Here is a 25,029-nt window from a genome sequence, read left to right on the forward strand (position 1 = left end):
ACTTTTGAGTGTTTTTCCATTAAGCCCTCCAAATAAGTTGATAATTTCGACGTTCGTAGTATATCACATTTGCCAAGAAGTTTAATACTCTCTTATTTGTGTCCAGAAACGACTGTTTACAGGCTCCTTTTTTGAATAGAGGTATTAAACTTCTTGGCAAATGTGATATACTACGAACGTCGAAATTATCAACTTATTTGGAGGGCTTAATGGAAAAACACTCAAAAGTAATTCAAAAAATGGCACAAGTAATTCCATTTTCGCAAACGGGTGACTTCTATTTCGAAAAAGCGCTGCAGGCGTTTGAAGAAGAGGAGTCGGATAAAGCGCTCAAGTATTTAACGCGTGCAAACAAAGAAAATGCCCGTAATCCACAGCTTCTTACAAACGTTGGAGTAGCTTTAACGGAGCAGGGAGATTATCAAGATGCCAACGAGCTTTTTCTCCATGTGATTCATCATATGGACGATACATTAGGAAGCTGTTACTACTATATAGCCAACAGCTATGCGCATCTTGGACTGTTTGAAGAATCAAAAAAATACGCGATGTATTACATTGAGCATTTTCCAAATGGTGACCTCTTTCGATCGGCTACAGATCTGTTAGATTTACTATCAATTGATGTGGATGAAGAAGATGAAGAGCCTAAAAATCAGCTAGGCGACATGCTGATTATAAAACAAGAACAAGCAAAACGACTGCTTGAAGCAACGAATTTTGAAGAAGCAGTGGATTTGTTAACTGAAATAATTGATGAGTATCCAGAATTCTGGTCTGCATATAATAATTTAGCGTTAGCTTATTTTTATTTAAATAAAATTGATGAGGCAATGGATTTGCTGAATGAAGTATTGGAGAAAAACCCTGGAAATCTTCATGCGTTATGCAATCAGCTAATTTTCTATTATTATTGCCATAAGCATAAAGAAGTAGAGGAGCTTACAGACGGGCTTAGCCGCGTTTATCCAATGTCATTTGAACACCGCTATAAGCTTGGAGCAACATTTGCATTGATTGGTCAATACAAACTATCATACAGATGGTTAAAAAAGCTTTATACACAAGGATTTCAAGGAGACAACTCATTTCATTATTGGCTCTCATATGCCTCTTACTATACCGGACGTGAAGCGTTCGCTAAAGAAATGTGGAAGCTGGCATTGGAAGACGTTCCTGATAAAGAAGGAGAGGAGCCTTGGCGCATCAGTCAAAAAGCTGCGAAGGTTTTTCAATCGAAAGTGGATGTTACAGCGAAAAAGAAGTGTGCAACAAAAAATGTTCACGATCAGCTTTACAGCTTGTATATGGCGAAGAAGCTTCCTGAACAGCAGCGTCTGCTCCTTTTAGAAGAAATCAAGTCGTCCATACATATGAGTACACTTTTGGATGAAGTATATACGTATGTATGGCAGGATAAACAACATGTGATTTTTGAGGTGGCAGATGTTATTGAACTGGAGATGGAATCGCACAATGAAAGTGATACCCAGGATCTTTTAAGCTTTTGGTTTTATGTATATGTACAGGTATATAAACAATCCTATGATTTTCAGCATGTGAACGTAAATGCATGGGCCGCAGCCGTCACATATATATGGGCGAAAGAACAAAACCAGTCTATTACTCAAGCCGATGCGGCAAAACAATATTCCATTTCCGCTGCCACAGTGAGAAAGTACAGTAAAATTGTGAATACGTTATTAAATTGAGCAAAAAAATAGACGGTAATAGGAAGAACATATTAGGATAGTGGTAACGAAATAATTATCCATAAATTTGGAATCAACTACGAAGGAATTTCCTAAAAGGAGTGTAAAGCAATGACAGAAGAAAAAATTTATGATGTCATTATTATTGGGGCAGGTCCAGCAGGTATGACTGCTGCTGTATATACATCTCGTGGAGATTTATCAACACTAATGATTGAACGCGGAATTCCAGGCGGTCAAATGGCTAATACGGAAGATGTAGAAAACTATCCAGGTTATGATCATATCCTTGGTCCTGACCTTTCTAACAAAATGTTTGAGCATGCAAAAAAATTCGGTGCGGAATATGCGTACGGTGATATTAAAGAAATCATCGACGGAGAAGAATACAAGACAGTTCGTGCAGGCAGCAAAGAATATAAAACACGTTCAGTAATCGTTGCTACGGGTGCTGAATATAAAAAATTAGGCGCGCCAGGAGAAAAAGAACTAGGCGGCCGCGGCGTATCTTATTGTGCTGTATGTGACGGTGCATTCTTTAAAGGTAAAGAGCTAGTTGTTGTAGGCGGTGGAGACTCTGCGGTTGAAGAAGGCGTATATTTAACACGCTTCGCAACAAAAGTAACAATTATTCACCGACGCGATGAGCTTCGCGCGCAGAAAATCCTACAGCAGCGTGCATTTGATAACGAAAAAGTTGACTTTATTTGGAATACGACGGTCAAAGAAGTAAATGAAAAAGACGGTAAAGTAGGAAGCGTAACGTTGGTAGACACAAAAACAGGTGAAGAGCGCGAGTTCGGTGCGGACGGCGTATTCATTTATGTTGGAATGGTTCCACTAACAAAACCATTCGAAAGCCTAAACATCACGAATAAAGAAGGATATATTGAAACGAACGAGCAAATGGAAACAAAAGTACCAGGTGTGTTCGCAGCTGGAGACGTTCGTGAAAAGGCTCTTCGTCAAATTGTAACAGCTACAGGCGATGGCAGCATTGCTGCTCAAGCGGCTCAGCACTATGTAGAAGAGTTAAAAGAAAAGTTAAAAGCTATTCAGCAATAAGGCTGAAATCAATCTTTTACAAAACGTAATTCGGTTTTAACTGTTCTGTAACACCTGTGAAACATTGATGGGGTACTATATAGATAGTAATTGACCCCCTTTTATAAAATATATGTATGTCGGGCATAGGACGTGTTCCTATGCCTCTTTTTTGTGACTATAACAGATTGAATTTACGTATATAACAGCAATGGATTATTTTCAGAAAATTTAGTAATAGTTAGTTCATCTTCGTTGTGAGAGAAGTTTGTTTCGTAGTATAATAAAAGAAAATGTCAGTATACATATGATGAGGTGGAAAACATGCAAAGGGTCACAAATTGTGTATTAATGAAAGATGATAAAGTATTGTTGCTTCAAAAGCCACGAAGAAACTGGTGGGTGGCCCCGGGTGGGAAAATGGAGCAAGGAGAATCTGTAAAAGACTCTGTTGTAAGAGAATTTCGTGAAGAAACGGGAATTTATTTGAAAAATCCCACTGTAAAAGGTATCTTTACTTTTACGATGAAAGAAAACGATCAAATTTCATCTGAATGGATGATGTTTACTTTTTTTGCTACAGATTTTGATGGGACAAATGTGCTAGAATCAGAAGAAGGCAAACTCGGTTGGCATAATTTGAGTGAAGTAAGTGAATTGCCGATGGCACCGGGAGATCATCACATTATCGATTATGTAGCAAAAGGGTCGGGTGTTATTTATGGCAACTTTACGTATACAACGGATTTCGAGTTATTATCTTATCGAATTGATCCTTGTTAATGATAAATAGACATGTATGCATAGATTGAGGGGGATGGAAAATGAGTACTGGGTCTGTAAGCGATATTCAATTAGTGATTATTACTGGAATGTCAGGTGCAGGAAAAACAGTAGCAATTCAGAGTTTTGAAGATTTAGGGTTCTTTTGTGTAGATAATTTACCCCCTACATTGCTACCGAAATTTTTAGAACTCATGAAAGAGTCAGGGAATAAAATGAATAAAGTTGCTCTTGTTATGGACTTGYGAGGCAGAGAGTTTTTTGAAAGCCTGTTTGAAGCATTAGATAACATGAGTGAAACAACGTGGGTCACGCCACAAATTTTATTTTTAGATGCAAAAGATTCTGTATTGGTGACGCGCTATAAAGAAACGAGACGTTCACATCCGCTAGCTCCTTCGGGTTTACCTTTAGAAGGAATTGGTATGGAACGTGAGCTTCTTGAGGAGTTAAAGGGAAGAGCTCAGCTTATTTATGAGACGTCAGAGTTAAAACCAAGAGAGCTTAGAGAAAAGATTTTAACTCAGTTTTCGTCGCACGCTTCACAGGTTTTTACTGTTAATGTGATGTCGTTTGGTTTTAAATATGGTGTACCTATTGACGCTGATTTAGTCTTTGATGTGCGCTTTTTGCCAAACCCTCACTACATTGACCATATGCGCCCTAAAACAGGGCTTGAAGAAGAGGTTTCTTCTTACGTATTAAAATGGACGGAAACTCAAAAGTTCATTGAAAAAGTAGTAGACTTACTTTCGTTTATGCTTCCACAGTACAAGCGAGAAGGTAAAAGCCAGCTGGTCATTGCTATAGGATGCACAGGCGGACAGCATCGCTCCGTCACATTAGCTGAATATTTAGGTCACCATTTCCAGAATGAATACAAAACTCATATTTCTCATCGTGACATTGAGAGGAGAAAGGAAAATCATAGATGAGCAGTGAACAGCTTCCAAAAGTTGTCGTCATTGGGGGAGGAACGGGTTTACCAGTGCTGTTAAGAGGGTTGAAGGAATACCCTCTTGATCTTACAGCCATCGTAACCGTAGCAGACGACGGGGGAAGTTCTGGCCGATTGCGTGATGAACTTGAAATCCCTGCTCCTGGTGATATTCGAAATGTGCTAGTTGCTTTATCAGATGTAGAGCCACTAGTTGAAGAGCTTTTTCAGCATCGATTTGATACAGGAAATGAGCTTACAGGCCATTCTCTTGGCAATTTGTTGCTTGCAGCTATGACGTCTATTACTGGCGATTTTGTGCATGCTATACGAGAAATGAGCAAAGTACTAAACGTCAGAGGGAAAGTACTTCCAGCAGCTAATCAAAGTGTTGTGCTGCATGCGGAGATGCAAGATGGATCCATCGTAACAGGTGAATCTAAAATCCCAGAAGTTAATAAAAAAATTAATAAAGTATTTTTATCTCCCGCCGATGTGAAACCGCTTGTCGAGACAATAAAAGCGATTCGACGCGCTGATTTAATTGTGTTGGGGCCCGGAAGTCTTTATACAAGTATTTTGCCGAATTTACTGGTGCAGGATATTTGTAACGAGCTTTGTTCGACAAAAGCAAAGAAAGTGTACGTATGCAACGTGATGACGCAGCCGGGTGAGACATTGGGTTTTAAGGCAAGTGATCATATTAAAGCGCTTTACAATCATATGCCGTGTGCATTTTTAGATGCGATTATCGTCAATAATGCACCTATTCCAGCGCCTTTGAAAAAGAAATATCAAGTAGAGCAGGCTCAGCCTGTAGAATATGATCGTGAAGTATTGCTAAAATTAGGGTTAGAAGTGATTGAAGATCAAATTATTCAGTATGACGGCAGCGTAATTAGGCATGATACAAAAAAAGTAGCAAAGCTTGTGTATTCTATGCTGACATCGCTGCAAGGTAAAGCGAATACGGGTGTTTAACACTATTTCCGTATGTAGATTGGAGGTGAAGTTATGTCATTTGCATCAGAAACAAAAAAAGAGTTAACGAATTTAGAAGTCAAAGATTGCTGTGCAAAAGCAGAGCTTTCTGCATTAATTCGAATGAATGGTTCACTTTCTTTTTCGAATAAAAAATTCACGGTTGATGTTCAAACAGAAAACGCAGCGATTGCTCGGCGCATTTATGTCCTGCTTAAGAAAAATTATGATGTGTCAGTAGAACTGCTTGTGCGTAAGAAAATGCGGTTGAAAAAAAACAATGTGTATATTGTTCGATTAGTAGAGAAAACGAGAATGCTTTTGGAAGACTTAAAAATTGTAGAAGAAGGATTCACGTTTACACATCGTATTTCACCAGAGCTAGTACAAAAAAAATGCTGTAAACGATCCTACTTAAGAGGCGCATTTTTAGCCGGCGGTTCTATTAATAACCCAGAGACATCATCGTACCATCTTGAAATCTTTTCATTGTATGAAGAGCACAACGAAGCTTTATGCAATTTAATGAACGAGTTTCAATTGAATAGTAAAACATTAGAACGGAAAAAAGGCTATATTAACTATTTGAAAGAAGCTGAAAAAATTACGGAGTTTCTAAATATCATTGGAGCCCATAACGCTCTGTTACGGTTTGAGGATGTAAGAATCGTCCGAGATATGCGAAATTCCGTTAATCGCTTAGTTAATTGTGAAACAGCTAACTTAAATAAAACGATCGGAGCGGCTATTCGTCAAGTGGAAAACATTCGTTATATTGATGAAACAGCTGGCTTAGACATCTTACCAGAAAAGCTAAGAGAAATTGCTCGTTTACGTGTGGAATACCAAGACGTTACGTTAAAGGAGCTGGGTGAGATGGTATCGGGAGGTCAAATTAGCAAATCGGGCATTAACCATCGGTTGCGTAAAATTGACCAAATAGCAGACAAGCTTCGCGCCGGTCAGCCAGTCACATAAGGGGAATTGCAAGGGGGAGGATTTTATCATGGAAAAACAAGTAGAAGTAAAATTAAAAACGGGATTACAAGCTCGTGTTGCCGCACTATTTGTGCAAGAAGCAACTCGTTTTACATCTGATGTGTACTTGAAGAAAGATGAGAAAGTGGTCAACGCTAAAAGTATCATGGGGTTAATGAGCTTAGCGATTAATAACGGTTCTCTTATTACGCTCATCGTTGAAGGGGTAGATGAAAAAGAAGCAATGGATGCGTTAGTAGCTTACGTAGAGAACGATGCATAAAAAAGCCTTTCCCGCTGCGGGAAAGGCTTTTTTTTATTTAGGGTCGCTTTCTAATACTTTGTCAATTAGACCGTATTCTAAAGCGCGTTCAGCAGTCATGAAATTATCACGATCTGTATCACGTTGTAGCACTTCTAACGGTTGACCTGTACGCTCAGCTAAAATTGAATTTAGTTTTTCGCGTAAGAATAGAATACGTTTTGCCGCAATTTCGATTTCAGTAGCTTGTCCTTGAGCACCACCAAGAGGTTGATGAATCATTACTTCGCTGTTTGGAAGAGCAAAACGTTTGCCCTTTTCACCAGCAGCCAGTAAGAAAGCACCCATTGATGCAGCCATACCGATACAAATTGTAGAAACTTTTGGCTTAATGAATTGCATCGTATCATAGATAGCCATTCCAGCTGTAATAGAGCCACCTGGACTGTTGATATAAAGTGAGATATCTTTTTCTGGGTCTTCAGCAGCTAAGAATAGAAGCTGAGAAACGATTGAGTTAGCTACATTATCATCAATAGCACTACCTAAAATAATAATGCGGTCTTTTAACAAACGTGAATAAATGTCATAAGCACGTTCACCACGGTTTGTTTGTTCAATAACTGTAGGAATTAAGTTCATATTAAATTCCTCCTTAACAAGAATAATTTGTTATGTACCTATAATACACGTATGGTCAATAAAGGTCAAACAAAAGAACCTCTACTACACATATTCGCTTAAAAGACTATGTATTCCTCTTTGACATTATTAAAATTTTTCCCCCTTCTAAAAAAAATAAACGTAGTATTCTATTGAAAAGAGAAGTTTTCTCTCCTATAATGGAAGTTGTGACAAATATGCCCTCGTAGTGTAGTGGATAGCACAAGAGATTCCGGTTCTCTTAGGGTGGGTTCGAATCCTGTCGAGGGCGTCTTAAAACGTTGCGGATTACGCAACGTTTTTTAGTTTGAGTAAAAAGGCTCATCTTCTCAAAAAATAATATTTATTTTTCTCCTCCAACCCTTTATACGCGCAAAGAAGCAAGAAATTAATTCCATTGTACCGGTTGCGGAATTTGTCAGAATACTATAAAACAGTATATAAGGAAAAGAAACACGGAGGAGGAATAAATATGAAATATATGAACAAACTTTTCATTGTCAGTGCATCGGTAGCATTATTGCTGTCTGCATGCGGGACGAACGAAGATTCTGCTCAGCCGAAGTCTAATGATCAAGCAGAAAATGTTCAGCAGGACACAGCTTCTAAATCTGATCAAACATCAGGCGCTGCAAAAGAAGATTCGAAAAAAGATGCGGATTCTTCCGAGGTCTCAGCCAAACCTTCAGGAAGTCAATCATCAACTAGCGAAACAGCGGAAGATGGACAGTCAACGTCTTCTTCAGAAACAAAACTAACAAAAAGCCCAGAACAAGATTATTCTATTCAAGTAATGGACGGTTATAAACTAACGGGTGAAGAACCAGGAAAAGATGCGTTAGTATTAACTTCAGATGATTCTCAATTTATGCGTATTGAAATGCTTTCATCAGAAGTATCGATGGATGACGCTGCTCAATCTGTTAAACAAACGGCAACAGCAGTTAATAAAAATGCAGCAGAGAAAAAGAATCTTGAAGAGAATGGAATCTTCAAAGATTCTGTTTGGTATGAAGCCACATCTGGCGATCATACGGTAAACGCCGTGTTGGTTAAAGGAAAGAAACCAATGAAGCTAACCATCTTCACGAAAAATGAAGAAGAAAACTTGGACAAGTTTATGCAAATGGCACAAACCATTCAATAAGCAATTTTTCTATATATTATACACATGCAGAAAATTCGACATGACGAAGAAAACGTCATGTCGGATTATTACTCGGATCATGTGGTTGGTGCGAATTATAATGAAAAGTTATAAAGGTGCATAGCTCTATTACTTTTTTGATGGTTAATAATTAAAAATAGGATGAACCGCTTCGTTAACAAAGGTTGACGAAGATTTTTTGATGAAAAAATTACATATAAAAAATAGTTACATGCTCTTTGAAAGCGTTTTTATAGTAAAATAGATGAAGGGGAGGGGAGAAATAATGGAGATTGGATTATTTCAGCAGCAGTCGTTAAAGCTGACGATGTCAAAAGAATTATCACAAGCTATTTCTCTTTTACAATATTCATCGATGGATATTGTAGCGTTTTTACATGAGCAGGCGCTTCAAAATCCGCTTATAGATTTTTCAGAGCTGCCCGTCTATACATCTCACAATCAAAAAAATCATGCAACTTCTGATTCAACAGATTATATGAGCAGTATACCAGCTCCTAAAGAAACGCTGTACGAACATTTAATGAATCAATCCGCATTATTAAAGTTAGATGAATGTGAGCAGGCAGCCGTTGAGTTTGTTATTAATAGCCTGGATGATGCTGGCTATTTGCACGATGAGTTAATCATACTTGCTAACCAGCTTGGCCAAGATCAGGAGCAGGTTGAAAAGGCTCTCCAGCTTGTGCAGCAGATGGACCCGGCAGGAGTAGGGGCAAGAAGTTTACAAGAGTGCTTAATGCTTCAATTAAAAAGGAATAATCAATGGACAGAAAAAATAGAGCAAATTTTGACACATCACTTTGAGGAATTCGCGTATAAAAAATGGATGAAAATCTCAAAGTTATGTCAAATCTCACTTGAAGCTCTTCAACACTTACATGAACAGATTAAGAAATTAAATCCTCGTCCTGGATCGTTTTATATGAAGTCCAATGAACGATTCATTGTACCGGATTTTATTGTGAAAATTGAAGATGGAAATGTCGTTGCTTATGCAAATGAGGATTTGGAGCCTCGACTTTCAGTGAATGAACAATACAAACTTCAGCTGAAAAATAGGCAGAACCAAGAAATGTTTTCTTATTTGCAAGAGAAATATCGTGAATTCCAATGGATTATGAAAAGTTTACACACACGCAAAGATACATTAAACGCATTAATGAATACCTTACTCGTTGAACAAGAAGCATTTTTTAAAAAAGGTCCTTCGTATTTGAAGCCGTTAACAATGAAGGAAGTAGCGGAACAAACGTCTGTGCATGAATCAACGATTAGCCGTGCTACTCGGCACAAATATATTCAAACGCCTTTTGGCACCTTTTCAATGAAATCTTTTTTTTCAACTAGTATTCAACTGGGCAACAACGAAGCGACTTCTACAACTCACGTAAAAGAACTGCTTAAAAAGCTAGTAGCAGAAGAAAACAAACAGCGTCCGCTTTCAGATCAGCAGTTGGCTAACGTTTTGCAAAGCAATTATAACGTTACTATTTCAAGAAGAACGGTAGCCAAATATCGAGATCAATTAAACGTTCTACCATCCAGTCAACGAAAACTTTTTGTCACGCAGTAAAGGAGTGGGAATGTGGAGGTCGTACTGTATACTAAAAATGGCTGTCACTTATGCGATGATGCAAAGAAGCTGCTTGCAGAGCTGCAGTCGGAGTTTCCCTTTCAGCTTATTGAACGAGATATTTACAAAAACGATGAGTGGCTGGAAAAGTATCACCTTGCCATTCCTGTAGTAGAAATGGATGGAGAAGAAGTAGAATATGGAAAAATAACAGGTATTCTGTTAAGAAAACGCTTACTTTTAAAAATAGGCAACACATGAGTTGAATAAAGGATTCACTCCTGTTAGAATAGATTTTGTAGCAGGGTGAATTTTTTTTGCGCAAGGTGGGACATAATATGTCTATACGGGACAAAAAATGTCCAGCGAGTTTATGCCTTAAGGGGATTTTAACATGCGTTCTTTAATAGAAGTACAACGAAAATTATTACCTGAACTTCTCTCAGTTATGCAAAAGCGCTATCAAATCTTGCAATACATACGTTTAATGCAGCCGATTGGCCGCAGAAACTTAGCTGTAAGCCTTGGGCTAACAGAGCGTGTGTTACGAAGCGAAGTAACATTCTTAAAAGAACAAGATTTGATTGCCATTTACCCTAGTGGAATGACGCTTACAAATGAGGGAGAGCTCCTTCTGGCTGAATTAGAAGAAGTAATGAAGGAAGTTTCAGGACTTCGGTTATTGGAAACAACATTAAAAGAGGCGTTTTCTTTATCAGAAGTTGTTGTTGTATCTGGAGATAGTGATCAGTCTCCTTGGGTCAAAAATGAAATGGGTCGAGCATCTGTTTCGTGTATCAAGGAGCGCCTTGTTGGTCAAAAAAATACCGTTGCTGTTACAGGTGGTACGACGCTTGCCGCCGTTGCCGAAATGATGACACCTGATTTAAAACACCCTGATGTACTTTTTGTACCTGCTCGCGGAGGGCTAGGGGAAAATGTACAAAACCAAGCAAATACGATTTGTGCTAAGATGGCTGAAAAGTCCATGAGTCACTATCGCTTGCTTCATGTTCCAGATCAGCTTAGTGATGAAGCATACCGATCTATTATCGGTGAACCATCTATTAAAGACATGCTTCATTTAATTAAGTCCGCTGGTATGGTTGTTCACGGAATAGGAGACGCTATGACAATGGCAGAACGCCGTAAAACACCACAAGCAGACTTAGAAAAAGTGAAAAATGGACATGCTGTAGGTGAGGCATTTGGATACTATTTTAATCATCAAGGCGAAGTTGTTCATAAAGTTAAAACAGTTGGCATACAACTCGATGATTTAAAGAACAATAAATGTGTTATTGCTGTTGCAGGAGGTTCATCAAAAGCAAAGGCAATTAAAGCGTTTATGCAACAAGCGCATGATTCGATTCTCATTACAGATGAAGGCGCCGCAAAAGAGTTAGTAAGGGATTTTAATTAATCCCTCATATAAAAAATACTTTTTACATTCAAGGAGGAAATACCCATGGCAGTAAAAATTGGTATTAACGGATTTGGTCGTATCGGCCGTAATGTATTCCGCGCAGCTTTAAAAAATGATAACGTTGAAGTAGTAGCAATCAACGACTTAACAGATGCTAACATGCTTGCTCACCTTTTAAAATATGATTCTGTACACGGAAAATTAGATGCAGAAGTAGTAGTAGATGGTAGCAACTTAGTAGTAAACGGTAAAACAATCGAAATCTCTGCTGAACGTGACCCAGCTCAATTATCTTGGGGCAAACAAGGCGTAGAAATCGTTGTTGAATCTACTGGATTCTTCACAAAACGCGCTGACGCTGCAAAACACTTAGAAGCAGGAGCTAAAAAAGTAATCATCTCTGCTCCAGCATCTGACGAAGATATCACAATCGTAATGGGTGTTAACGAAGACAAATACGATGCGTCTAACCACAACGTAATTTCAAACGCTTCTTGTACAACTAACTGCTTAGCGCCATTTGCTAAAGTGTTAAATGACAAGTTCGGTCTTAAACGCGGAATGATGACAACAGTTCACTCTTACACAAACGACCAACAAATCTTAGACTTACCACACAAAGATTACCGTCGTGCTCGTGCAGCTGCTGAAAACATCATCCCAACTTCAACTGGTGCTGCTAAAGCTGTATCTCTAGTATTACCTGAATTAAAAGGTAAATTAAACGGTGGAGCTATGCGTGTTCCAACTCCAAACGTTTCTTTAGTAGACTTAGTTGCTGAACTTGACAAAGAAGTAACTGTTGAAGATGTAAACAACGCTCTTAAAGAAGCTGCTGAAGGCGATCTTAAAGGTATCCTTGGTTACAGCGAAGAGCCACTAGTATCTGGTGACTACAATGGTAACATCAACTCTTCTACAATCGATGCATTATCTACAATGGTAATGGAAGGTAACATGGTTAAAGTTATCTCTTGGTACGATAACGAGAGCGGATATTCTAACCGTGTAGTAGACCTTGCTCAATACATCGCTGCTAAAGGACTATAAGAATAACTTAAAATTCGCTTCTATTTTATTCAATAAGACAGAAATCGACTAGACTTTCCTTTTTTATTGGATATCTGAAAATAGAACGACTATAATAAGACTTGCTAAGGAAGAGAGGGGCATACCCCCTCTTCCTTGATTTATGTATTGGCTTCTACATGAAAAAGCGTCATAAGCAGCTAACTGGAGTTTCACTTTATATAGAAAGGCGCCAATATATAAAATGAAATCTACGGTGGTTTGTGGATTGATGATTACATAGAAGCCTACTTGCTTAGTACCATAAATACTTAAGGAGGCCTTTTAACGATGAACAAAAAAACGTTGAAAGACATCGATGTAAAAGGAAAGCGAGTATTTTGTCGCGTAGACTTTAACGTACCAATGAAAGACGGAAAAGTAACAGATGAAACTCGTATTCGTGCAGCTATTCCTACTATTCAATATTTAGTAGAACAAGGTGCAAAAGTAATTTTAGCTAGCCATCTTGGACGTCCAAAAGGCGAAGTTGTTGAAGAGTTACGTCTAAATGCTGTTGCAGAACGTTTACAAGCTCTTCTTGGTAAAGACGTTGCAAAAGCTGACGAAGCTTTTGGCGAAGAGGTAAAGAAAACAATCGACGGCATGAGCGAAGGCGATGTTTTAGTACTTGAAAACGTACGTTTTTACCCAGGTGAAGAGAAAAACGATCCTGAATTAGCAAAAGCATTTGCTGAATTAGCAGACGTGTACGTAAACGATGCATTCGGTGCAGCTCACCGTGCGCATGCTTCAACAGAAGGAATTGCACAACATATTCCAGCAGTAGCAGGTTTCTTAATGGAAAAAGAGCTTGATGTGCTTTCAAAAGCATTATCAAACCCAGAACGTCCATTTACTGCAATCGTTGGTGGAGCAAAAGTTAAAGACAAAATCGGTGTAATTGACCACTTGCTTGATAAAGTAGATAACTTAATCATCGGTGGAGGACTTTCTTACACATTTATTAAGGCACTAGGCCATGAAGTAGGTAAATCACTTCTTGAAGAAGACAAGATTGAACTTGCAAAATCTTTCATGGAAAAAGCTAAGAAAAACGGAGTAAACTTCTACATGCCAGTGGACGTGGTAGTAGCAGATGACTTCTCAAATGATGCTAATATTCAAGTTGTATCAATTGAAGATATTCCAAGCGATTGGGAAGGCTTAGACGCAGGACCGAAAACGCGTGAAATCTATGCTGACGTAATCAAAAACTCTAAGTTAGTTATTTGGAATGGACCAATGGGTGTATTTGAATTAGACGCATTTGCTAACGGAACAAAAGCAGTAGCAGAAGCTTTAGCAGAAGCAACTGACACATATTCAGTAATCGGCGGAGGAGACTCTGCAGCAGCTGTTGAAAAATTCAACTTAGCTGATAAAATGAGCCATATTTCTACAGGTGGCGGTGCGTCACTAGAGTTTATGGAAGGTAAAGAACTTCCAGGCGTAGTTGCATTAAACGATAAGTAAGTTTATGTTTCAGTAAGACGGAGGACCGACCTGACGACTGATAATATAAAAAATTATCAAGCAGCGAAGATGGATGACCAAGAGATAAAAGGGACCGAATCACTTTTAACAGCACCCTCTTGGACATCTAACGCGTGAAGGGAAAACCCACAATAAACAAAGGACGGTGTTATACATGCGTAAACCAATTATTGCAGGAAACTGGAAAATGAACAAAGTACTTTCTGAAGCAACTAGCTTTGTTGAAGAAGTAAAAGGAGCAGTACCATCTCCTGAAAGCGTAGAATCAGTAGTATGTGCACCTGCACTATTTTTAGATCGTTTAGTAGAAGCGACTAAAGGCACAGACTTAAAAATTGGTGCACAAAACATGCACTTTGAAGAAAACGGTGCGTTCACTGGAGAAGTGAGCCCTGTTGCTTTAGCAGACTTAGGTGTGAACTATGTCATTTTAGGACACTCTGAGCGTCGTGAAATGTTTGCTGAAACGGACGAAACAGTAAACCAAAAAACAATTTCCGCATTCAAACACGGTTTAACACCAATCGTGTGCTGCGGTGAAACAAACGAAGAGTACGAACAAGATCAAACAAAAACAGTTGTAGCTAACCAAGTACAAAAAGCATTAGCTGGTCTAACTGATGAGCAAGTAAAACAAACAGTTATCGCATATGAGCCAATCTGGGCAATCGGTACAGGTAAATCTTCAACTGCTGAAGGTGCAAACGAAGTTTGTGCATACATCCGTAGCGTTGTTGCAGAACAATTCTCTCAAGATGTTGCAGATGCTGTACGTATTCAATACGGCGGTAGCGTAAAACCTGCTAATATTAAAGAATATATGTCTCAATCAGACATTGACGGAGCTTTAGTAGGTGGAGCAAGCTTAGAAGCAGATTCTTTCTTACAGMTTTTGGAGGCTGGTAAGTAATGAGTAAAAAGCCAGTAGCATTAATCATCTTAGATGGTTTTGCATTACGCGATGAAGATAAAGGTAATGCGGTAACACATGCAAAAAAACCAAACTTCGACCGTTTCTGGAACGAGTATCCTCATGCTACACTTGAGGCGTCTGGAGAAGCTGTAGGCTTACCAGAAGGCCAAATGGGTAACTCTGAAGTAGGTCACTTAAACATCGGCGCAGGCCGAATTGTGTACCAAAGCTTAACTCGTGTAAACGTAGCAATTCGTGAAGGCGAGTTTGAACAAAACGAAACGCTTCTAGCAGCTGTAAAGCACGCAAAAGAAAAGGGTACAAATCTTCATCTTTTCGGGCTTTTATCTGATGGCGGTGTACACAGTCATATCGAACATCTATATGCATTATTGCGTCTAGCTAAGAGTGAAGGCTTAGAAAAAGTCTACATTCATGGCTTCTTAGATGGTCGTGACGTAGCACCTCAATCTGCTGAAACGTATTTAAAAGAACTTAATGAAAAAATTGAAGAGTATGGCGTTGGTGAAATTGCAACACTTTCAGGACGTTACTACTCAATGGACCGCGACAAACGTTGGGAGCGCGTAGAGAAATCATACCGCGCAATGGTGTACGGCGAAGGTCCATCATATACAAGCGCTGAAGAGTGCGTAAAAGATTCGTATGAAAATGGAATCTATGACGAATTCGTTTTACCTTCTGTTATTACAAAAGAAGACGGATCGCCAGTTGCGACAATTCAAGACGAAGATGCAGTTATTTTCTACAACTTCCGTCCGGATCGCGCAATTCAAATTTCAAATACGTTCGCAAACGAAGATTTCCGTTCATTTGATCGTGGTGAAAAACATCCGAAAAACTTACATTTTGTATGTTTAACTCACTTCAGCGAAACAGTTGACGGATATGTAGCCTTTAAGCCAATTAACTTGGATAACACGCTTGGTGAAGTATTATCTCAAAATAACTTAAAGCAGCTTCGTATTGCCGAGACAGAAAAATATCCTCACGTAACGTTCTTTATGAGCGGTGGACGTGAAGCAGAGTTTCCTGGTGAAACACGTATCTTAATCGATTCACCAAAAGTAGCAACATATGACTTGAAACCTGAGATGAGTGCTTATGAAGTGACGGACGCGTTGCTTGCAGAAATCGAAGGCGATAAGCAAGACGCTATTTTATTAAACTTTGCAAATCCTGATATGGTAGGCCATTCAGGTATGTTAGAACCAACGGTAAAAGCGATTGAAACAGTAGATGAGTGCTTAGGCAAAATTGTAGATGCAATTTTAGCTAAAGGCGGTACAGCAATCATCACAGCAGACCATGGTAATGCTGATGAAGTGATTACGCTTGAAGGTAATCCAATGACGGCTCATACAACGAATCCTGTTCCAGTAATCGTAACCAAACAAGGCTTAGAGCTTCGTGAAGACGGTATTCTAGGAGATCTAGCTCCTACGATGCTTACTCTTCTAGATGTAGCACAGCCAAAAGAAATGACAGGTAAAACATTAATTAAATAATTAATTATAAAGGAGAGTTTTAAAATGCCAGCAATTCTTGACATTTATGCACGCGAAGTATTAGATTCTCGCGGTAACCCAACAGTTGAAGTTGAAGTATATACTGAATCAGGCGCTTTCGGACGCGCTTTAGTACCAAGTGGTGCTTCTACTGGTGAATACGAAGCAGTAGAATTACGCGATGGTGACAAATCTCGCTACCTAGGTAAAGGTGTATTAAAAGCAGTAGAAAACGTAAACGAAATTATCGCTCCTGAATTAGTAGGTATGGACGTAACTGATCAAATCGGTATCGACCGACTTATGATCGAGTTAGACGGTACTGAAAACAAAGGTAAATTAGGTGCCAATGCTATTCTTGGTGTATCTATGGCAGTAGCTCACGCAGCAGCTGATTTCGTAGGTCTTCCATTATACCGTTACCTTGGTGGATTCAACGCTAAGCAATTACCAACTCCAATGATGAACATCATCAACGGTGGTTCTCATGCTGATAACAACGTTGACTTCCAAGAATTCATGATCTTACCTGTAGGAGCTCCTACATTCAAAGAAGCAATCCGTATGGGTGCTGAAGTATTCCACGCGTTAAAATCTGTTTTATCTGCTAAAGGCTTAAACACAGCTGTAGGTGACGAAGGTGGTTTCGCTCCTAACTTAGGTTCTAACCGTGAAGCATTAGAAGTAATCGTAGAAGCAATCACAAAAGCTGGTTACGAAGCTGGTAAAGACATCCAATTAGGTATGGACGTAGCTTCTTCTGAGTTCTTCAACAAAGAAACTGGTAAATATGATTTAGCAGGCGAAGGCCGTACAGGCGTAACTTCTGCTGAAATGGTAGATTTCTACGAGCAGTTAGTTAACGAATTCCCAATCGTTTCAATCGAAGACGGTTTAGACGAAAATGACTGGGATGGTCACAAGCTATTAACTGAGCGCATTGGCGGAAAAGTACAGCTTGTTGGTGACGATCTATTCGTAACAAACACGAAAAAACTTGCTCAAGGTATCGAACAAGGCGTAGGTAACTCTATCCTTATCAAAGTTAACCAAATCGGTACATTAACTGAAACGTTCGAAGCTATCGAAATGGCTAAACGTGCTGGTTACACAGCAGTAGTTTCTCACCGTTCTGGTGAAACTGAAGATGCAACAATCGCTGATATCGCTGTTGCAACAAACGCTGGTCAAATCAAAACTGGTTCTATGAGCCGTACAGATCGTATTGCGAAATACAACCAATTACTACGCATCGAAGACGAGCTAGGTGTTCTAGCTGTATACGATGGCGCTAAATCTTTCTACAACTTAAAAAAATAAGTTGAAAGTATAAAAAACGGATGACGATTGTCATCCGTTTTTTTACGTTAAAATCCGTTGTATTTCACTGCCATTACTTGTACGAGAGGGTTTTTTATGATAAATTAACCTTAGCGTAGTGCGCGTACTTTATCCCCGGTAATGCCAATCAGAAGGGATGAAGAAACCCCGCTGATTGACTATTACTTGGTGTAGGAGGTGTGTCTTAGTGCATACATTGCTGATTACTTTGCTAGTGATTGTTTCAATTGCTTTGATTGTTGTGGTCGTTTTACAATCAAGTAAAACTACTGGATTATCTGGAGCTATTTCCGGTGGAGCTGAAACGTTATTTGGGAAACAAAAAGCACGTGGAATTGACTTAGTTTTACACCGTTTGACAGTAGTGTTATCTATCTTATTCTTTGTGTTAACACTTGCTGTATCTTATTTCAAACTTTAATATGTTACTGGATAGACTGCCACCTAATGCATATGTACTTGGTGTATACCAACTTATGTATTAGGTGGTTTTTTAATGGGCGTGTTGAATACTTTAATTTCATTTTTAAGTAATGATATAATATAGCTTTAGAAAAAAGTACTAAATATAGTATAAAAGCGTAAAAGTTGATGGCTACATCTCTTGTTATGTGATGACCGTCACATAAATACATGTTTTTTTCTATTAGGACTGCAGATATTATAACTAAAAGGAGTTAAATGATATATGAAAATTGCACAACCAAAGCCATTTACATTTGAAGGCGGCGAAAAAGCTGTTTTATTACTTCATGGTTTTACCGGAAATTCTGCTGATGTTCGTATGTTAGGTCGTTTTTTAGAGAAAAAAGGATACACATGCCACGCACCTCATTACAAAGGACATGGCGTAGCGCCTGAAGAACTTGTTCATACTGGTCCAAAAGATTGGTGGAAAGATGTCATGGACGGCTATGAGTTTTTGAAAAGCAAAGGTCATGAAAGTATTGCCGCTGTAGGTCTTTCACTAGGTGGCGTATTTTCACTGAAATTAGGTTACACTGTACCTATAAAGGGTATTGTGCCTATGTGCGCCCCTATGTATATAAAGAGTGAAGAAGTCATGTATGAAGGTGTTTTAGCGTATGCACGCGAATATAAAAAGCGTGAAGGTAAATTGTCTGAACAGATTGAACAAGAAATGGAAGAGTTCAAGCAAACACCAATGAACACATTAAAGTCTTTACAGGAATTAATCGCTGAAGTGCGAAATTCAGTTGATATGATTTATGCACCGACATTTGTTGTACAAGGTCGTCATGATCATATGATTAATACAGACAGCGCCAATATTATTTATAATAGCGTCGAGTCTCCTACAAAAGATATAAAATGGTACGAAGAATCTGGTCATACCATTACCTTTGATAAAGAGCGTGATCAGCTTCACGAGGATGTATATGCATTTTTGGAATCACTTGATTGGTGATAGAGATAATACGAATAAAGAAAAAGGAGGGACATGATGTGAAAGAAGAAAATCAGCCCTATATAAATGAAATATTGGATTTTATGAAAAGGGATAATTACAAACCTTTGACTGTCCAAGAGCTTGCAAAAGAATTTAATACTGAGGATGCAGAGTCATTCAAAGAGTTTGTGAAGGCACTTGTTATTATGGAAGAGAAGGGTTTAATTATCCGAGCAAGAAACGATCGCTACGGGCTGCCGGAACAAATGAATTTTGTCAAAGGGAAAGTAAGCGGACATGCAAAAGGGTTTGCGTTCGTAGTTCCTGAAGAAAAAGATGCGGGTGATGTATTTATTCCCCCTACTGAAACAAACAATGCTATGCACGGAGATATTGTGCTTGCAAGAGTGTCATCAGAATCATCAGGTGCTCGTCGTGAAGGAACCATTGTAAAAATCTTAGAACGAGGTACCCAGCAAATTGTAGGTACGTATACGCAAAGCAAAAATTTTGGCTTTGTGATTGCGGATGACAAAAAAATTGCAGGTGATATTTTTATTCCCAAAGCAGCAAGAAACGGTGCGGTTGAAGGCCATAAAGTAGTAGTAGAACTGACAACCTATCCGGAAGGCCGCATGAATGCAGAAGGAAAAGTTGTTCAAATTCTTGGACATAAAAACGATCCGGGGATCGATATCATTTCTGTTATCCATAAGCACGGTCTTCCTCAAGAATTTCCTGCTGATGCTTTAACACAAGCAATTGATACACCTGAAACGATTGACGAAAAAGATATTGGCAACCGCCGCGATCTTCGTGATCAAGTTATTGTAACCATTGACGGAGCAGATGCAAAAGATTTGGATGACGCCGTAACGGTTACAGAGCTTGAAAATGGAAACTACAAATTAGGCGTCCATATTGCAGATGTAAGTCACTACGTTAAAGAAGGTTCTCCGATTGATGTAGAAGCAGCAGAGCGCGGAACAAGCGTCTATTTAGTAGACCGAGTTATTCCGATGATTCCTCACCGTTTATCTAATGGAATTTGCTCATTAAATCCAAAAGTTAACCGTTTTACGCTTTCTTGTGAGATGGAAATCGATCCACAGGGTGAAGTAGTGAAACATGAGATTTTTGAAAGTGTCATCAAAACGACAGAACGAATGACGTATTCAGACGTTAACAAAATCTTAGTGGATAAAGATGAAGAAGTGTTAGAACGCTACGAGCCAATCGTTCCGATGTTTGAGCGTATGGAAAAGCTGGCAGCTATTCTTCGTAAAAAGAGAATGGATCGCGGGGCCATTGATTTTGATTTCAAAGAAGCAAAAGTATTAGTAGATGATGATGGCCATCCTCACGATGTTATTTTGCGTGAACGTTCGGTTGCTGAAAAGCTAATTGAAGAATTTATGCTAGCGGCGAATGAAACAGTAGCAGAACATTTTCACTGGATGAACGTACCGTTCATTTATCGTATTCATGAAGATCCAGATGCAGAGAAGCTTACTCGTTTCTTAGAGTTCATTACAAACTTTGGTTACACGGTGAAAGGAACAGGAAACGATATTCATCCGCGTGCGCTACAGGATATTTTAGAAGAAGTAAAAGGCACGCCTGAAGAGATGGTTATTTCAACTGTTATGCTTCGTTCGATGAAACAAGCGAAATATGAAGCAGAAAGTTTAGGCCACTTTGGTTTATCAGCTGAGTTCTATACGCATTTTACGTCTCCAATCCGTCGTTATCCGGATTTAATCGTTCATCGTCTCATTCGCACGTATTTAATTGAAGGAAAAACAGATCAGCAAACGCAAGAAAAATGGCGCGAGCTTCTGCCTGATGTTGCTGAGCATTCTTCTAATATGGAACGTCGTTCAGTTGACGCTGAGCGGGAAACGGACGATATGAAAAAAGCTGAGTTTATGGCTGATAAAGTTGGGGAAGTATTTAATGGTATTATTAGCTCTGTTACTAACTTTGGAATGTTCGTGGAGCTAGAAAATACGATTGAAGGTTTAGTTCACGTCAGTGACTTAACAGATGACTATTATCGTTACGACGAACGTCACTATGCGATGATTGGAGAAAAAACGGGCAATGTCTTCCGAATTGGAGACGAAATTGAAGTGAAAGTGGCCGATGTGAATAAAGACGAGCGTTCGGTTGACTTTATTATTGTAGGAATGAAAGAAAGTCGCAAACGCTTATCTAAAGACCGTCCTAAAGTGATTAAAGCAAAACAAAAGTCACGCAAAGATGATAAAGGAAAAGGTCGCGAGGGCAGCCGAAGCAAAAATGAAGAGTGGTCTACTCAAAAGCCAAAGAAGAAAAAGAAAAAGAGATTCTTCGAGGGTGCCCCAAATGTTAAGCGCAAAAAGAAAAAGCGTAAATAATCGAAATCGACAGCAGTGAAGCAGAAGGGTATTCCTTCTGCTTCAAAACAGCTCCATTAAACGTTTTAGTTGTTGTTTAGATTTCCATACAGTAAAATGATACATAATATCATACATATACGTAAGTACGGCTGAAGGGAAGGAACGTTTTATGCCAAAAGGTGAAGGGAAATTAATTGCACAAAACAAAAAAGCCCGCCACGACTTTTTTATTGAAGAAACATATGAGACGGGTATTGTTCTACAAGGAACGGAAATTAAATCAATTCGTAATGGGCGTGTAAATTTAAAGGACTCTTTTGCTCGTGTGCAAAACGGAGAAGTATTTCTACACAATATGCACGTTAGTCCTTACGAACAAGGAAATCGATACAATCATGAGCCGTTGCGTACACGAAAGCTATTGCTGCATAAGCGTGAAATCAGCAAGCTAATTGGCTATTCAAAAGAAACGGGTTATTCATTAGTTCCTTTAAAAGTGTATTTAAAAAATGGATACGCAAAGGTTTTACTAGGGCTTGGTAAGGGTAAAAAGAAATATGACAAGCGTGAAGACTTAAAGCAAAAAGAAGCGAAGCGCGATATCGAACGAGCATTTCGTGATCGTCAAAAGATGTAACATTACAAAATCTTACAATTGCAAAATGCTCATTTTGTGATATAATAAGTATTGTTATCAGTTAGATTTCATTTTGCACACTGAAGTCGCTATCTGATGTAAGATTTTTTCTTACACATTCCGACTCCCTTTTATATGGGGACGTTACGGATTCGACAGGGGTAGTTCGAGCTTAGGTTGCGAGTCGAGGAGATGGCCTCGTTAAAACATCAACGCCAATAATAACTGGCAAATCTAACAATAACTTCGCTTTAGCTGCATAATAGTAGCTTAGCGGTTCCTCCCTCCATCGCCCATGTGGTAGGGTAAGGGACTCACTTTAAGTGGGCTACGCCGGAGTTCGCCGTCTGAGGACGAAGGAAGAGAATAATCAGACTAGCGACTGGGACGCCTGTTGGTAGGCAGAACAGCTCGCGAATGATCAATATGCCAACTACACTCGTAGACGCTTAAGTGGCGATATTTCTGGACGTGGGTTCGACTCCCACCGTCTCCACCAATACATATTGTATGGTGGCTTACCTTACTTATAAAAGGAGTTAATCAAATGTATGCTCTTCATTTGATTAGCTCCTTTTTAATTTATAATTTATGTAAAATTGAAAAAAGCAGGAAAGAAATAAAAGGATGCCTGTTACACAAAGAGGCATCCTTTTATTTTTGTTTAAGCTGAACAAAAAGCAGCATAAGAAAGGAAAGAAAGACGATTGAAATAACCCATAGCCAAGCGAGATTCATGTTTCCAGAGTCAATCGCTACGTAGATAGCGGTAGGCACAGTTTGAGTTTCACCTGGAATATTGCCGGCAAACATCAAAGTGGCTCCAAACTCTCCGAGTGCTCTTGCCAGACTTAGCACTCCTCCTGTTACGATGGCTTTAGAAGCTAAAGGGATAGAAATAAAGAAAAAGACTTTCCATTCGCTTGCACCATCTACTCGAGCTGCGTCTTCAATTTCGTAATCAACGCCTTGAAAGCCTGTTTTGGCAGATTGATACATAAGCGGAAACGCAACGACAACGGAGGCAATAACAGCTGCCCACCATGTGAAAATAACGGGTTGTTGAAAGACCCATTCAATTGCCTGGCCGAGCAGGCTGTGTTTCCCGAATATGACAATCAATAAAAATCCAACAACGGACGGAGGGAGCACCAACGGGAGCATTAACGCCGTTTCAATCATCACTTTTCCCTTAAAGTGTTTCCTAGATAACAGTTTTCCTATAACAGTGCCTAAAATAATAACGACAAATCCTGCTACTAATGCAATTTTAAGCGATAGCTGAAGAGGAGATAAAAATTCTTGAATCATAGCGGCCTCAATTTGCAGTGAAACCGTATTTCTTTAAAGTGTCAAGAGCCGTCTTACTTTGTAAAAATTGATAAAAAGCTTTTGCTTCTTGTGGATGTTTCGAATCCTTAATAACGCCTACAGGATATACAATTGGTTTGTGAGTGCTATTATCTGCAGTAGCGACAATCTTCACCTTTTTTGAAATCAAGGCATCGGTTTTATAAACCACCCCAGCTTCAACGTTTCCTGTCTCTACATAGGAAAGCACCTGGCGTACGTCTTTCGCATAGACGGTTTTTGGCTCAATGTTTTTCCAGAGGTTCATGTGTTCAAAAGTCTCCTTCGCATACTGTCCGGCAGGAACGGATTCTGGTATTCCAAGTGCAATTTTTTGAACAGTCGGCTTTGATAGATCTTCAAAATTTGTGATAGCAGACGTATTATTCTTTGGCACGATAAGCACAAGGTCATTGCCAACCAAGTCAGCACCATTCTCTTTGGAGATAGCTCCTGCTTTTACTAGTGCATCAAACTTGTCTTCCGCTGCTGAAAAAAATAAATCAACAGGTGCGCCGTTTGTAACTTGCTGTTGCAGCGAGCCTGAAGCTCCAAAATTAAATTTCAAGTCTATATTTGGATGCTTTTTTTCATATTGCTTTTGAATATCAGTGAGCGCATCTTTTAAGCTGGCCGCAGCGGATATCGTTAAGCTGATGTTTTTGTGCTGAGCTGCGGATTGATCGGTATTTGTTTCGTTCGAACAAGCAGCAGTAAACATAATTAAAAATAATAGTGCGAATAAGGGTTTAAAGTATTGTTGCATCGTGTCACCTCAGTTAGTTGTAGTAAAGCAATTTAGTATAACTATATCACGTTCATTTTAAATTTGACTTCCTAAAAAGAAAACAGCGACTTGAAAGGGGGAAAACTTTCAAGTCGCTGCTTCATTTATTCTTCCAACGCTTTGCCCATTCCTTTTAAAAAGTGAAGCCCAAATCCAATTGCACGATTGACATCTGGATCGTTTAGCGCTTTTATAAGAGCTAATGCACTTACTTTTTTTCCGGTTTTTACATATTCATTCGCTTCGTTCATACCAGCTGTTGCGCTATTTACAAGTTTAGCAGTTACCTCTGGATCTGCCTTCATCAAACCGCTGCTTGCACCCATAAGAGTATTAATTAAATTGGTTACCGGTTCTCTGGAAATTTGATGAAGCGCAATTTTTGAGATTTTTTCTTTTGCTTGAATCATTGAATCAGCAGCTTCAAGAACACCCATGTCGTTAAGTTCGCCAACAATACCGAGAATACGGTTCAATGCTTCTTCATTATCTGCCAGCAGAGAAGTTAAATCTTCTAATTTTTGTTGTTTTTCTTCTTCCTCGCTTAGAAGAGGTTTCTTAATTTCTGTAATAGGTTGTGCCATC

Annotated in this window: 24 protein-coding genes, 1 tRNA gene and 1 other RNA gene; 22 read left to right on the forward strand and 4 right to left on the reverse strand. The window is 39.1% G+C overall.

Annotated features, from left to right (window positions below; all coding sequences use genetic code 11):
• The first annotated feature begins 209 nt into the window (after positions 1 to 209).
• The 7 genes from AC1DRF_RS01360 (at position 210) to AC1DRF_RS01390 (ending at position 6,718) form a co-directional block, all read left to right on the forward strand.
• On the forward strand, positions 210 to 1,712 hold the full coding sequence (locus AC1DRF_RS01360; RefSeq protein ID WP_230184004.1) for a tetratricopeptide repeat protein: 1,503 nt from the start codon (positions 210 to 212) through the stop codon (positions 1,710 to 1,712).
• A gap of 111 nt (positions 1,713 to 1,823) precedes the next feature.
• Positions 1,824 to 2,777, forward strand: a complete 954-nt coding sequence (gene trxB / locus AC1DRF_RS01365; protein ID WP_477740258.1) for a thioredoxin-disulfide reductase — start codon at positions 1,824 to 1,826, stop codon at positions 2,775 to 2,777.
• Between the two features lie 303 nt (positions 2,778 to 3,080).
• Positions 3,081 to 3,539: an 8-oxo-dGTP diphosphatase gene (locus AC1DRF_RS01370; RefSeq protein ID WP_013059712.1), complete on the forward strand. Its 459-nt coding sequence runs from the start codon at positions 3,081 to 3,083 to the stop codon at positions 3,537 to 3,539.
• Between the two features lie 41 nt (positions 3,540 to 3,580).
• Complete coding sequence (gene rapZ / locus AC1DRF_RS01375) at positions 3,581 to 4,474, forward strand: RNase adapter RapZ (protein ID WP_477740259.1); 894 nt, start codon at positions 3,581 to 3,583, stop codon at positions 4,472 to 4,474.
• On the forward strand, positions 4,471 to 5,457 hold the full coding sequence (locus AC1DRF_RS01380; RefSeq protein WP_013085391.1) for a gluconeogenesis factor YvcK family protein: 987 nt from the start codon (positions 4,471 to 4,473) through the stop codon (positions 5,455 to 5,457). Before rapZ ends, AC1DRF_RS01380 begins: the two co-directional genes overlap by 4 nt.
• A gap of 33 nt (positions 5,458 to 5,490) precedes the next feature.
• On the forward strand, positions 5,491 to 6,435 hold the full coding sequence (whiA, locus tag AC1DRF_RS01385) for a DNA-binding protein WhiA (RefSeq protein ID WP_013085390.1): 945 nt from the start codon (positions 5,491 to 5,493) through the stop codon (positions 6,433 to 6,435).
• A gap of 28 nt (positions 6,436 to 6,463) precedes the next feature.
• A complete protein-coding gene (locus AC1DRF_RS01390; RefSeq protein WP_013059708.1) occupies positions 6,464 to 6,718 on the forward strand; it encodes an HPr family phosphocarrier protein in 255 nt (84 codons plus the stop codon).
• Positions 6,719 to 6,751: 33 nt separating this feature from the next.
• On the opposite strand, the gene clpP is transcribed toward AC1DRF_RS01390, so the two are convergent.
• Positions 6,752 to 7,339 carry an ATP-dependent Clp endopeptidase proteolytic subunit ClpP gene (gene clpP / locus AC1DRF_RS01395; RefSeq protein ID WP_162215081.1) on the reverse strand — a complete coding sequence of 196 codons (588 nt, stop codon included), beginning with the start codon at positions 7,337 to 7,339 and terminating at the stop codon, positions 6,752 to 6,754.
• A gap of 220 nt (positions 7,340 to 7,559) precedes the next feature.
• On the opposite strand from clpP, the gene AC1DRF_RS01400 reads away from it, so the two are divergent.
• The 15 genes from AC1DRF_RS01400 to ssrA all read left to right on the forward strand — a co-directional run bounded on the left by AC1DRF_RS01400 (position 7,560) and on the right by ssrA (position 22,806).
• Positions 7,560 to 7,631: transfer RNA gene (locus AC1DRF_RS01400), tRNA-Arg, on the forward strand.
• Positions 7,632 to 7,832: 201 nt separating this feature from the next.
• On the forward strand, positions 7,833 to 8,507 hold the full coding sequence (locus AC1DRF_RS01405; RefSeq protein WP_427076607.1) for a hypothetical protein: 675 nt from the start codon (positions 7,833 to 7,835) through the stop codon (positions 8,505 to 8,507).
• A 286-nt stretch (positions 8,508 to 8,793) separates the two neighbouring features.
• Complete coding sequence (gene rpoN, locus AC1DRF_RS01410) at positions 8,794 to 10,104, forward strand: RNA polymerase factor sigma-54 (protein ID WP_043977325.1); 1,311 nt, start codon at positions 8,794 to 8,796, stop codon at positions 10,102 to 10,104.
• A 12-nt stretch (positions 10,105 to 10,116) separates the two neighbouring features.
• Positions 10,117 to 10,365, forward strand: a complete 249-nt coding sequence (locus AC1DRF_RS01415; RefSeq protein WP_097824884.1) for a glutaredoxin family protein — start codon at positions 10,117 to 10,119, stop codon at positions 10,363 to 10,365.
• Positions 10,366 to 10,498: 133 nt separating this feature from the next.
• A complete protein-coding gene (locus tag AC1DRF_RS01420; RefSeq protein WP_230184001.1) occupies positions 10,499 to 11,527 on the forward strand; it encodes a sugar-binding transcriptional regulator in 1,029 nt (342 codons plus the stop codon).
• Between the two features lie 45 nt (positions 11,528 to 11,572).
• Positions 11,573 to 12,580 (forward strand): type I glyceraldehyde-3-phosphate dehydrogenase, encoded by a 1,008-nt coding sequence (gene gap, locus AC1DRF_RS01425; RefSeq protein WP_230184000.1) that lies wholly within the window; start codon positions 11,573 to 11,575, stop codon positions 12,578 to 12,580.
• A 309-nt stretch (positions 12,581 to 12,889) separates the two neighbouring features.
• The gene (locus AC1DRF_RS01430) at positions 12,890 to 14,074 is read left to right on the forward strand and encodes a phosphoglycerate kinase (RefSeq protein ID WP_013059701.1); all 1,185 of its coding nucleotides are present in this window, start codon (positions 12,890 to 12,892) and stop codon (positions 14,072 to 14,074) included.
• 175 nt (positions 14,075 to 14,249) lie between these two features.
• Positions 14,250 to 15,005 carry a triose-phosphate isomerase gene (gene tpiA, locus AC1DRF_RS01435; RefSeq protein ID WP_477740260.1) on the forward strand — a complete coding sequence of 252 codons (756 nt, stop codon included), beginning with the start codon at positions 14,250 to 14,252 and terminating at the stop codon, positions 15,003 to 15,005.
• Positions 15,005 to 16,537: a 2,3-bisphosphoglycerate-independent phosphoglycerate mutase gene (gpmI, locus tag AC1DRF_RS01440; protein WP_097824882.1), complete on the forward strand. Its 1,533-nt coding sequence runs from the start codon at positions 15,005 to 15,007 to the stop codon at positions 16,535 to 16,537. The genes tpiA and gpmI overlap by 1 nt, the downstream gene beginning before the upstream one ends.
• Before the next feature lie 24 nt (positions 16,538 to 16,561).
• A complete protein-coding gene (gene eno / locus AC1DRF_RS01445; protein WP_013059698.1) occupies positions 16,562 to 17,857 on the forward strand; it encodes a phosphopyruvate hydratase in 1,296 nt (431 codons plus the stop codon).
• A 208-nt stretch (positions 17,858 to 18,065) separates the two neighbouring features.
• Positions 18,066 to 18,299, forward strand: coding sequence for a preprotein translocase subunit SecG (gene secG, locus AC1DRF_RS01450; protein WP_013059697.1), 234 nt, complete (start codon positions 18,066 to 18,068; stop codon positions 18,297 to 18,299).
• A gap of 267 nt (positions 18,300 to 18,566) precedes the next feature.
• Positions 18,567 to 19,307, forward strand: coding sequence for an alpha/beta hydrolase (locus AC1DRF_RS01455; protein ID WP_164796703.1), 741 nt, complete (start codon positions 18,567 to 18,569; stop codon positions 19,305 to 19,307).
• A 38-nt stretch (positions 19,308 to 19,345) separates the two neighbouring features.
• A complete protein-coding gene (gene rnr, locus AC1DRF_RS01460) occupies positions 19,346 to 21,688 on the forward strand; it encodes a ribonuclease R (RefSeq protein ID WP_013059695.1) in 2,343 nt (780 codons plus the stop codon).
• Between the two features lie 151 nt (positions 21,689 to 21,839).
• A complete protein-coding gene (gene smpB, locus AC1DRF_RS01465) occupies positions 21,840 to 22,307 on the forward strand; it encodes an SsrA-binding protein SmpB (protein WP_034648422.1) in 468 nt (155 codons plus the stop codon).
• Positions 22,308 to 22,444: 137 nt separating this feature from the next.
• Positions 22,445 to 22,806, forward strand: a transfer-messenger RNA (tmRNA) gene (ssrA, locus tag AC1DRF_RS01470).
• 155 nt (positions 22,807 to 22,961) lie between these two features.
• Here ssrA and modB read toward each other — a convergent pair.
• The 3 genes from modB to AC1DRF_RS01485 form a co-directional block, all read right to left on the reverse strand.
• On the reverse strand, positions 22,962 to 23,618 hold the full coding sequence (modB, locus tag AC1DRF_RS01475) for a molybdate ABC transporter permease subunit (protein WP_128821387.1): 657 nt from the start codon (positions 23,616 to 23,618) through the stop codon (positions 22,962 to 22,964).
• 7 nt (positions 23,619 to 23,625) lie between these two features.
• Positions 23,626 to 24,423, reverse strand: a complete 798-nt coding sequence (gene modA, locus AC1DRF_RS01480) for a molybdate ABC transporter substrate-binding protein (protein ID WP_034648423.1) — start codon at positions 24,421 to 24,423, stop codon at positions 23,626 to 23,628.
• A 125-nt stretch (positions 24,424 to 24,548) separates the two neighbouring features.
• Entirely contained in the window at positions 24,549 to 25,028 is a 480-nt protein-coding gene (locus AC1DRF_RS01485) for a helical membrane plugin domain-containing protein (RefSeq protein WP_013085382.1), read from the reverse strand.
• Between the last annotated feature and the right edge of the window lies 1 nt (position 25,029).

Source organism: Priestia sp. P5_B4 (genome assembly GCF_056400385.1).

What these genes read in the sequence shown, in the direction of transcription:
- AC1DRF_RS01360 (WP_230184004.1), top strand. Translation starts at nt 210, where the DNA reads ATGGAAAAACACTCAAAAGTAATTCAAAAAATGGCACAAGTAATTCCA.
- trxB (WP_477740258.1), top strand. Translation starts at nt 1,824, where the DNA reads ATGACAGAAGAAAAAATTTATGATGTCATTATTATTGGGGCAGGTCCA.
- AC1DRF_RS01370 (WP_013059712.1), top strand. Translation starts at nt 3,081, where the DNA reads ATGCAAAGGGTCACAAATTGTGTATTAATGAAAGATGATAAAGTATTG.
- AC1DRF_RS01380 (WP_013085391.1), top strand. Translation starts at nt 4,471, where the DNA reads ATGAGCAGTGAACAGCTTCCAAAAGTTGTCGTCATTGGGGGAGGAACG.
- whiA (WP_013085390.1), top strand. Translation starts at nt 5,491, where the DNA reads ATGTCATTTGCATCAGAAACAAAAAAAGAGTTAACGAATTTAGAAGTC.
- AC1DRF_RS01390 (WP_013059708.1), top strand. Translation starts at nt 6,464, where the DNA reads ATGGAAAAACAAGTAGAAGTAAAATTAAAAACGGGATTACAAGCTCGT.
- clpP (WP_162215081.1), bottom strand. Translation starts at nt 7,339, where the DNA reads ATGAACTTAATTCCTACAGTTATTGAACAAACAAACCGTGGTGAACGT.
- AC1DRF_RS01405 (WP_427076607.1), top strand. Translation starts at nt 7,833, where the DNA reads ATGAAATATATGAACAAACTTTTCATTGTCAGTGCATCGGTAGCATTA.
- rpoN (WP_043977325.1), top strand. Translation starts at nt 8,794, where the DNA reads ATGGAGATTGGATTATTTCAGCAGCAGTCGTTAAAGCTGACGATGTCA.
- AC1DRF_RS01420 (WP_230184001.1), top strand. Translation starts at nt 10,499, where the DNA reads ATGCGTTCTTTAATAGAAGTACAACGAAAATTATTACCTGAACTTCTC.
- gap (WP_230184000.1), top strand. Translation starts at nt 11,573, where the DNA reads ATGGCAGTAAAAATTGGTATTAACGGATTTGGTCGTATCGGCCGTAAT.
- AC1DRF_RS01430 (WP_013059701.1), top strand. Translation starts at nt 12,890, where the DNA reads ATGAACAAAAAAACGTTGAAAGACATCGATGTAAAAGGAAAGCGAGTA.
- gpmI (WP_097824882.1), top strand. Translation starts at nt 15,005, where the DNA reads ATGAGTAAAAAGCCAGTAGCATTAATCATCTTAGATGGTTTTGCATTA.
- eno (WP_013059698.1), top strand. Translation starts at nt 16,562, where the DNA reads ATGCCAGCAATTCTTGACATTTATGCACGCGAAGTATTAGATTCTCGC.
- AC1DRF_RS01455 (WP_164796703.1), top strand. Translation starts at nt 18,567, where the DNA reads ATGAAAATTGCACAACCAAAGCCATTTACATTTGAAGGCGGCGAAAAA.
- smpB (WP_034648422.1), top strand. Translation starts at nt 21,840, where the DNA reads ATGCCAAAAGGTGAAGGGAAATTAATTGCACAAAACAAAAAAGCCCGC.
- modB (WP_128821387.1), bottom strand. Translation starts at nt 23,618, where the DNA reads ATGATTCAAGAATTTTTATCTCCTCTTCAGCTATCGCTTAAAATTGCA.
- modA (WP_034648423.1), bottom strand. Translation starts at nt 24,423, where the DNA reads ATGCAACAATACTTTAAACCCTTATTCGCACTATTATTTTTAATTATG.
- AC1DRF_RS01485 (WP_013085382.1), bottom strand. Translation starts at nt 25,028, where the DNA reads ATGGCACAACCTATTACAGAAATTAAGAAACCTCTTCTAAGCGAGGAA.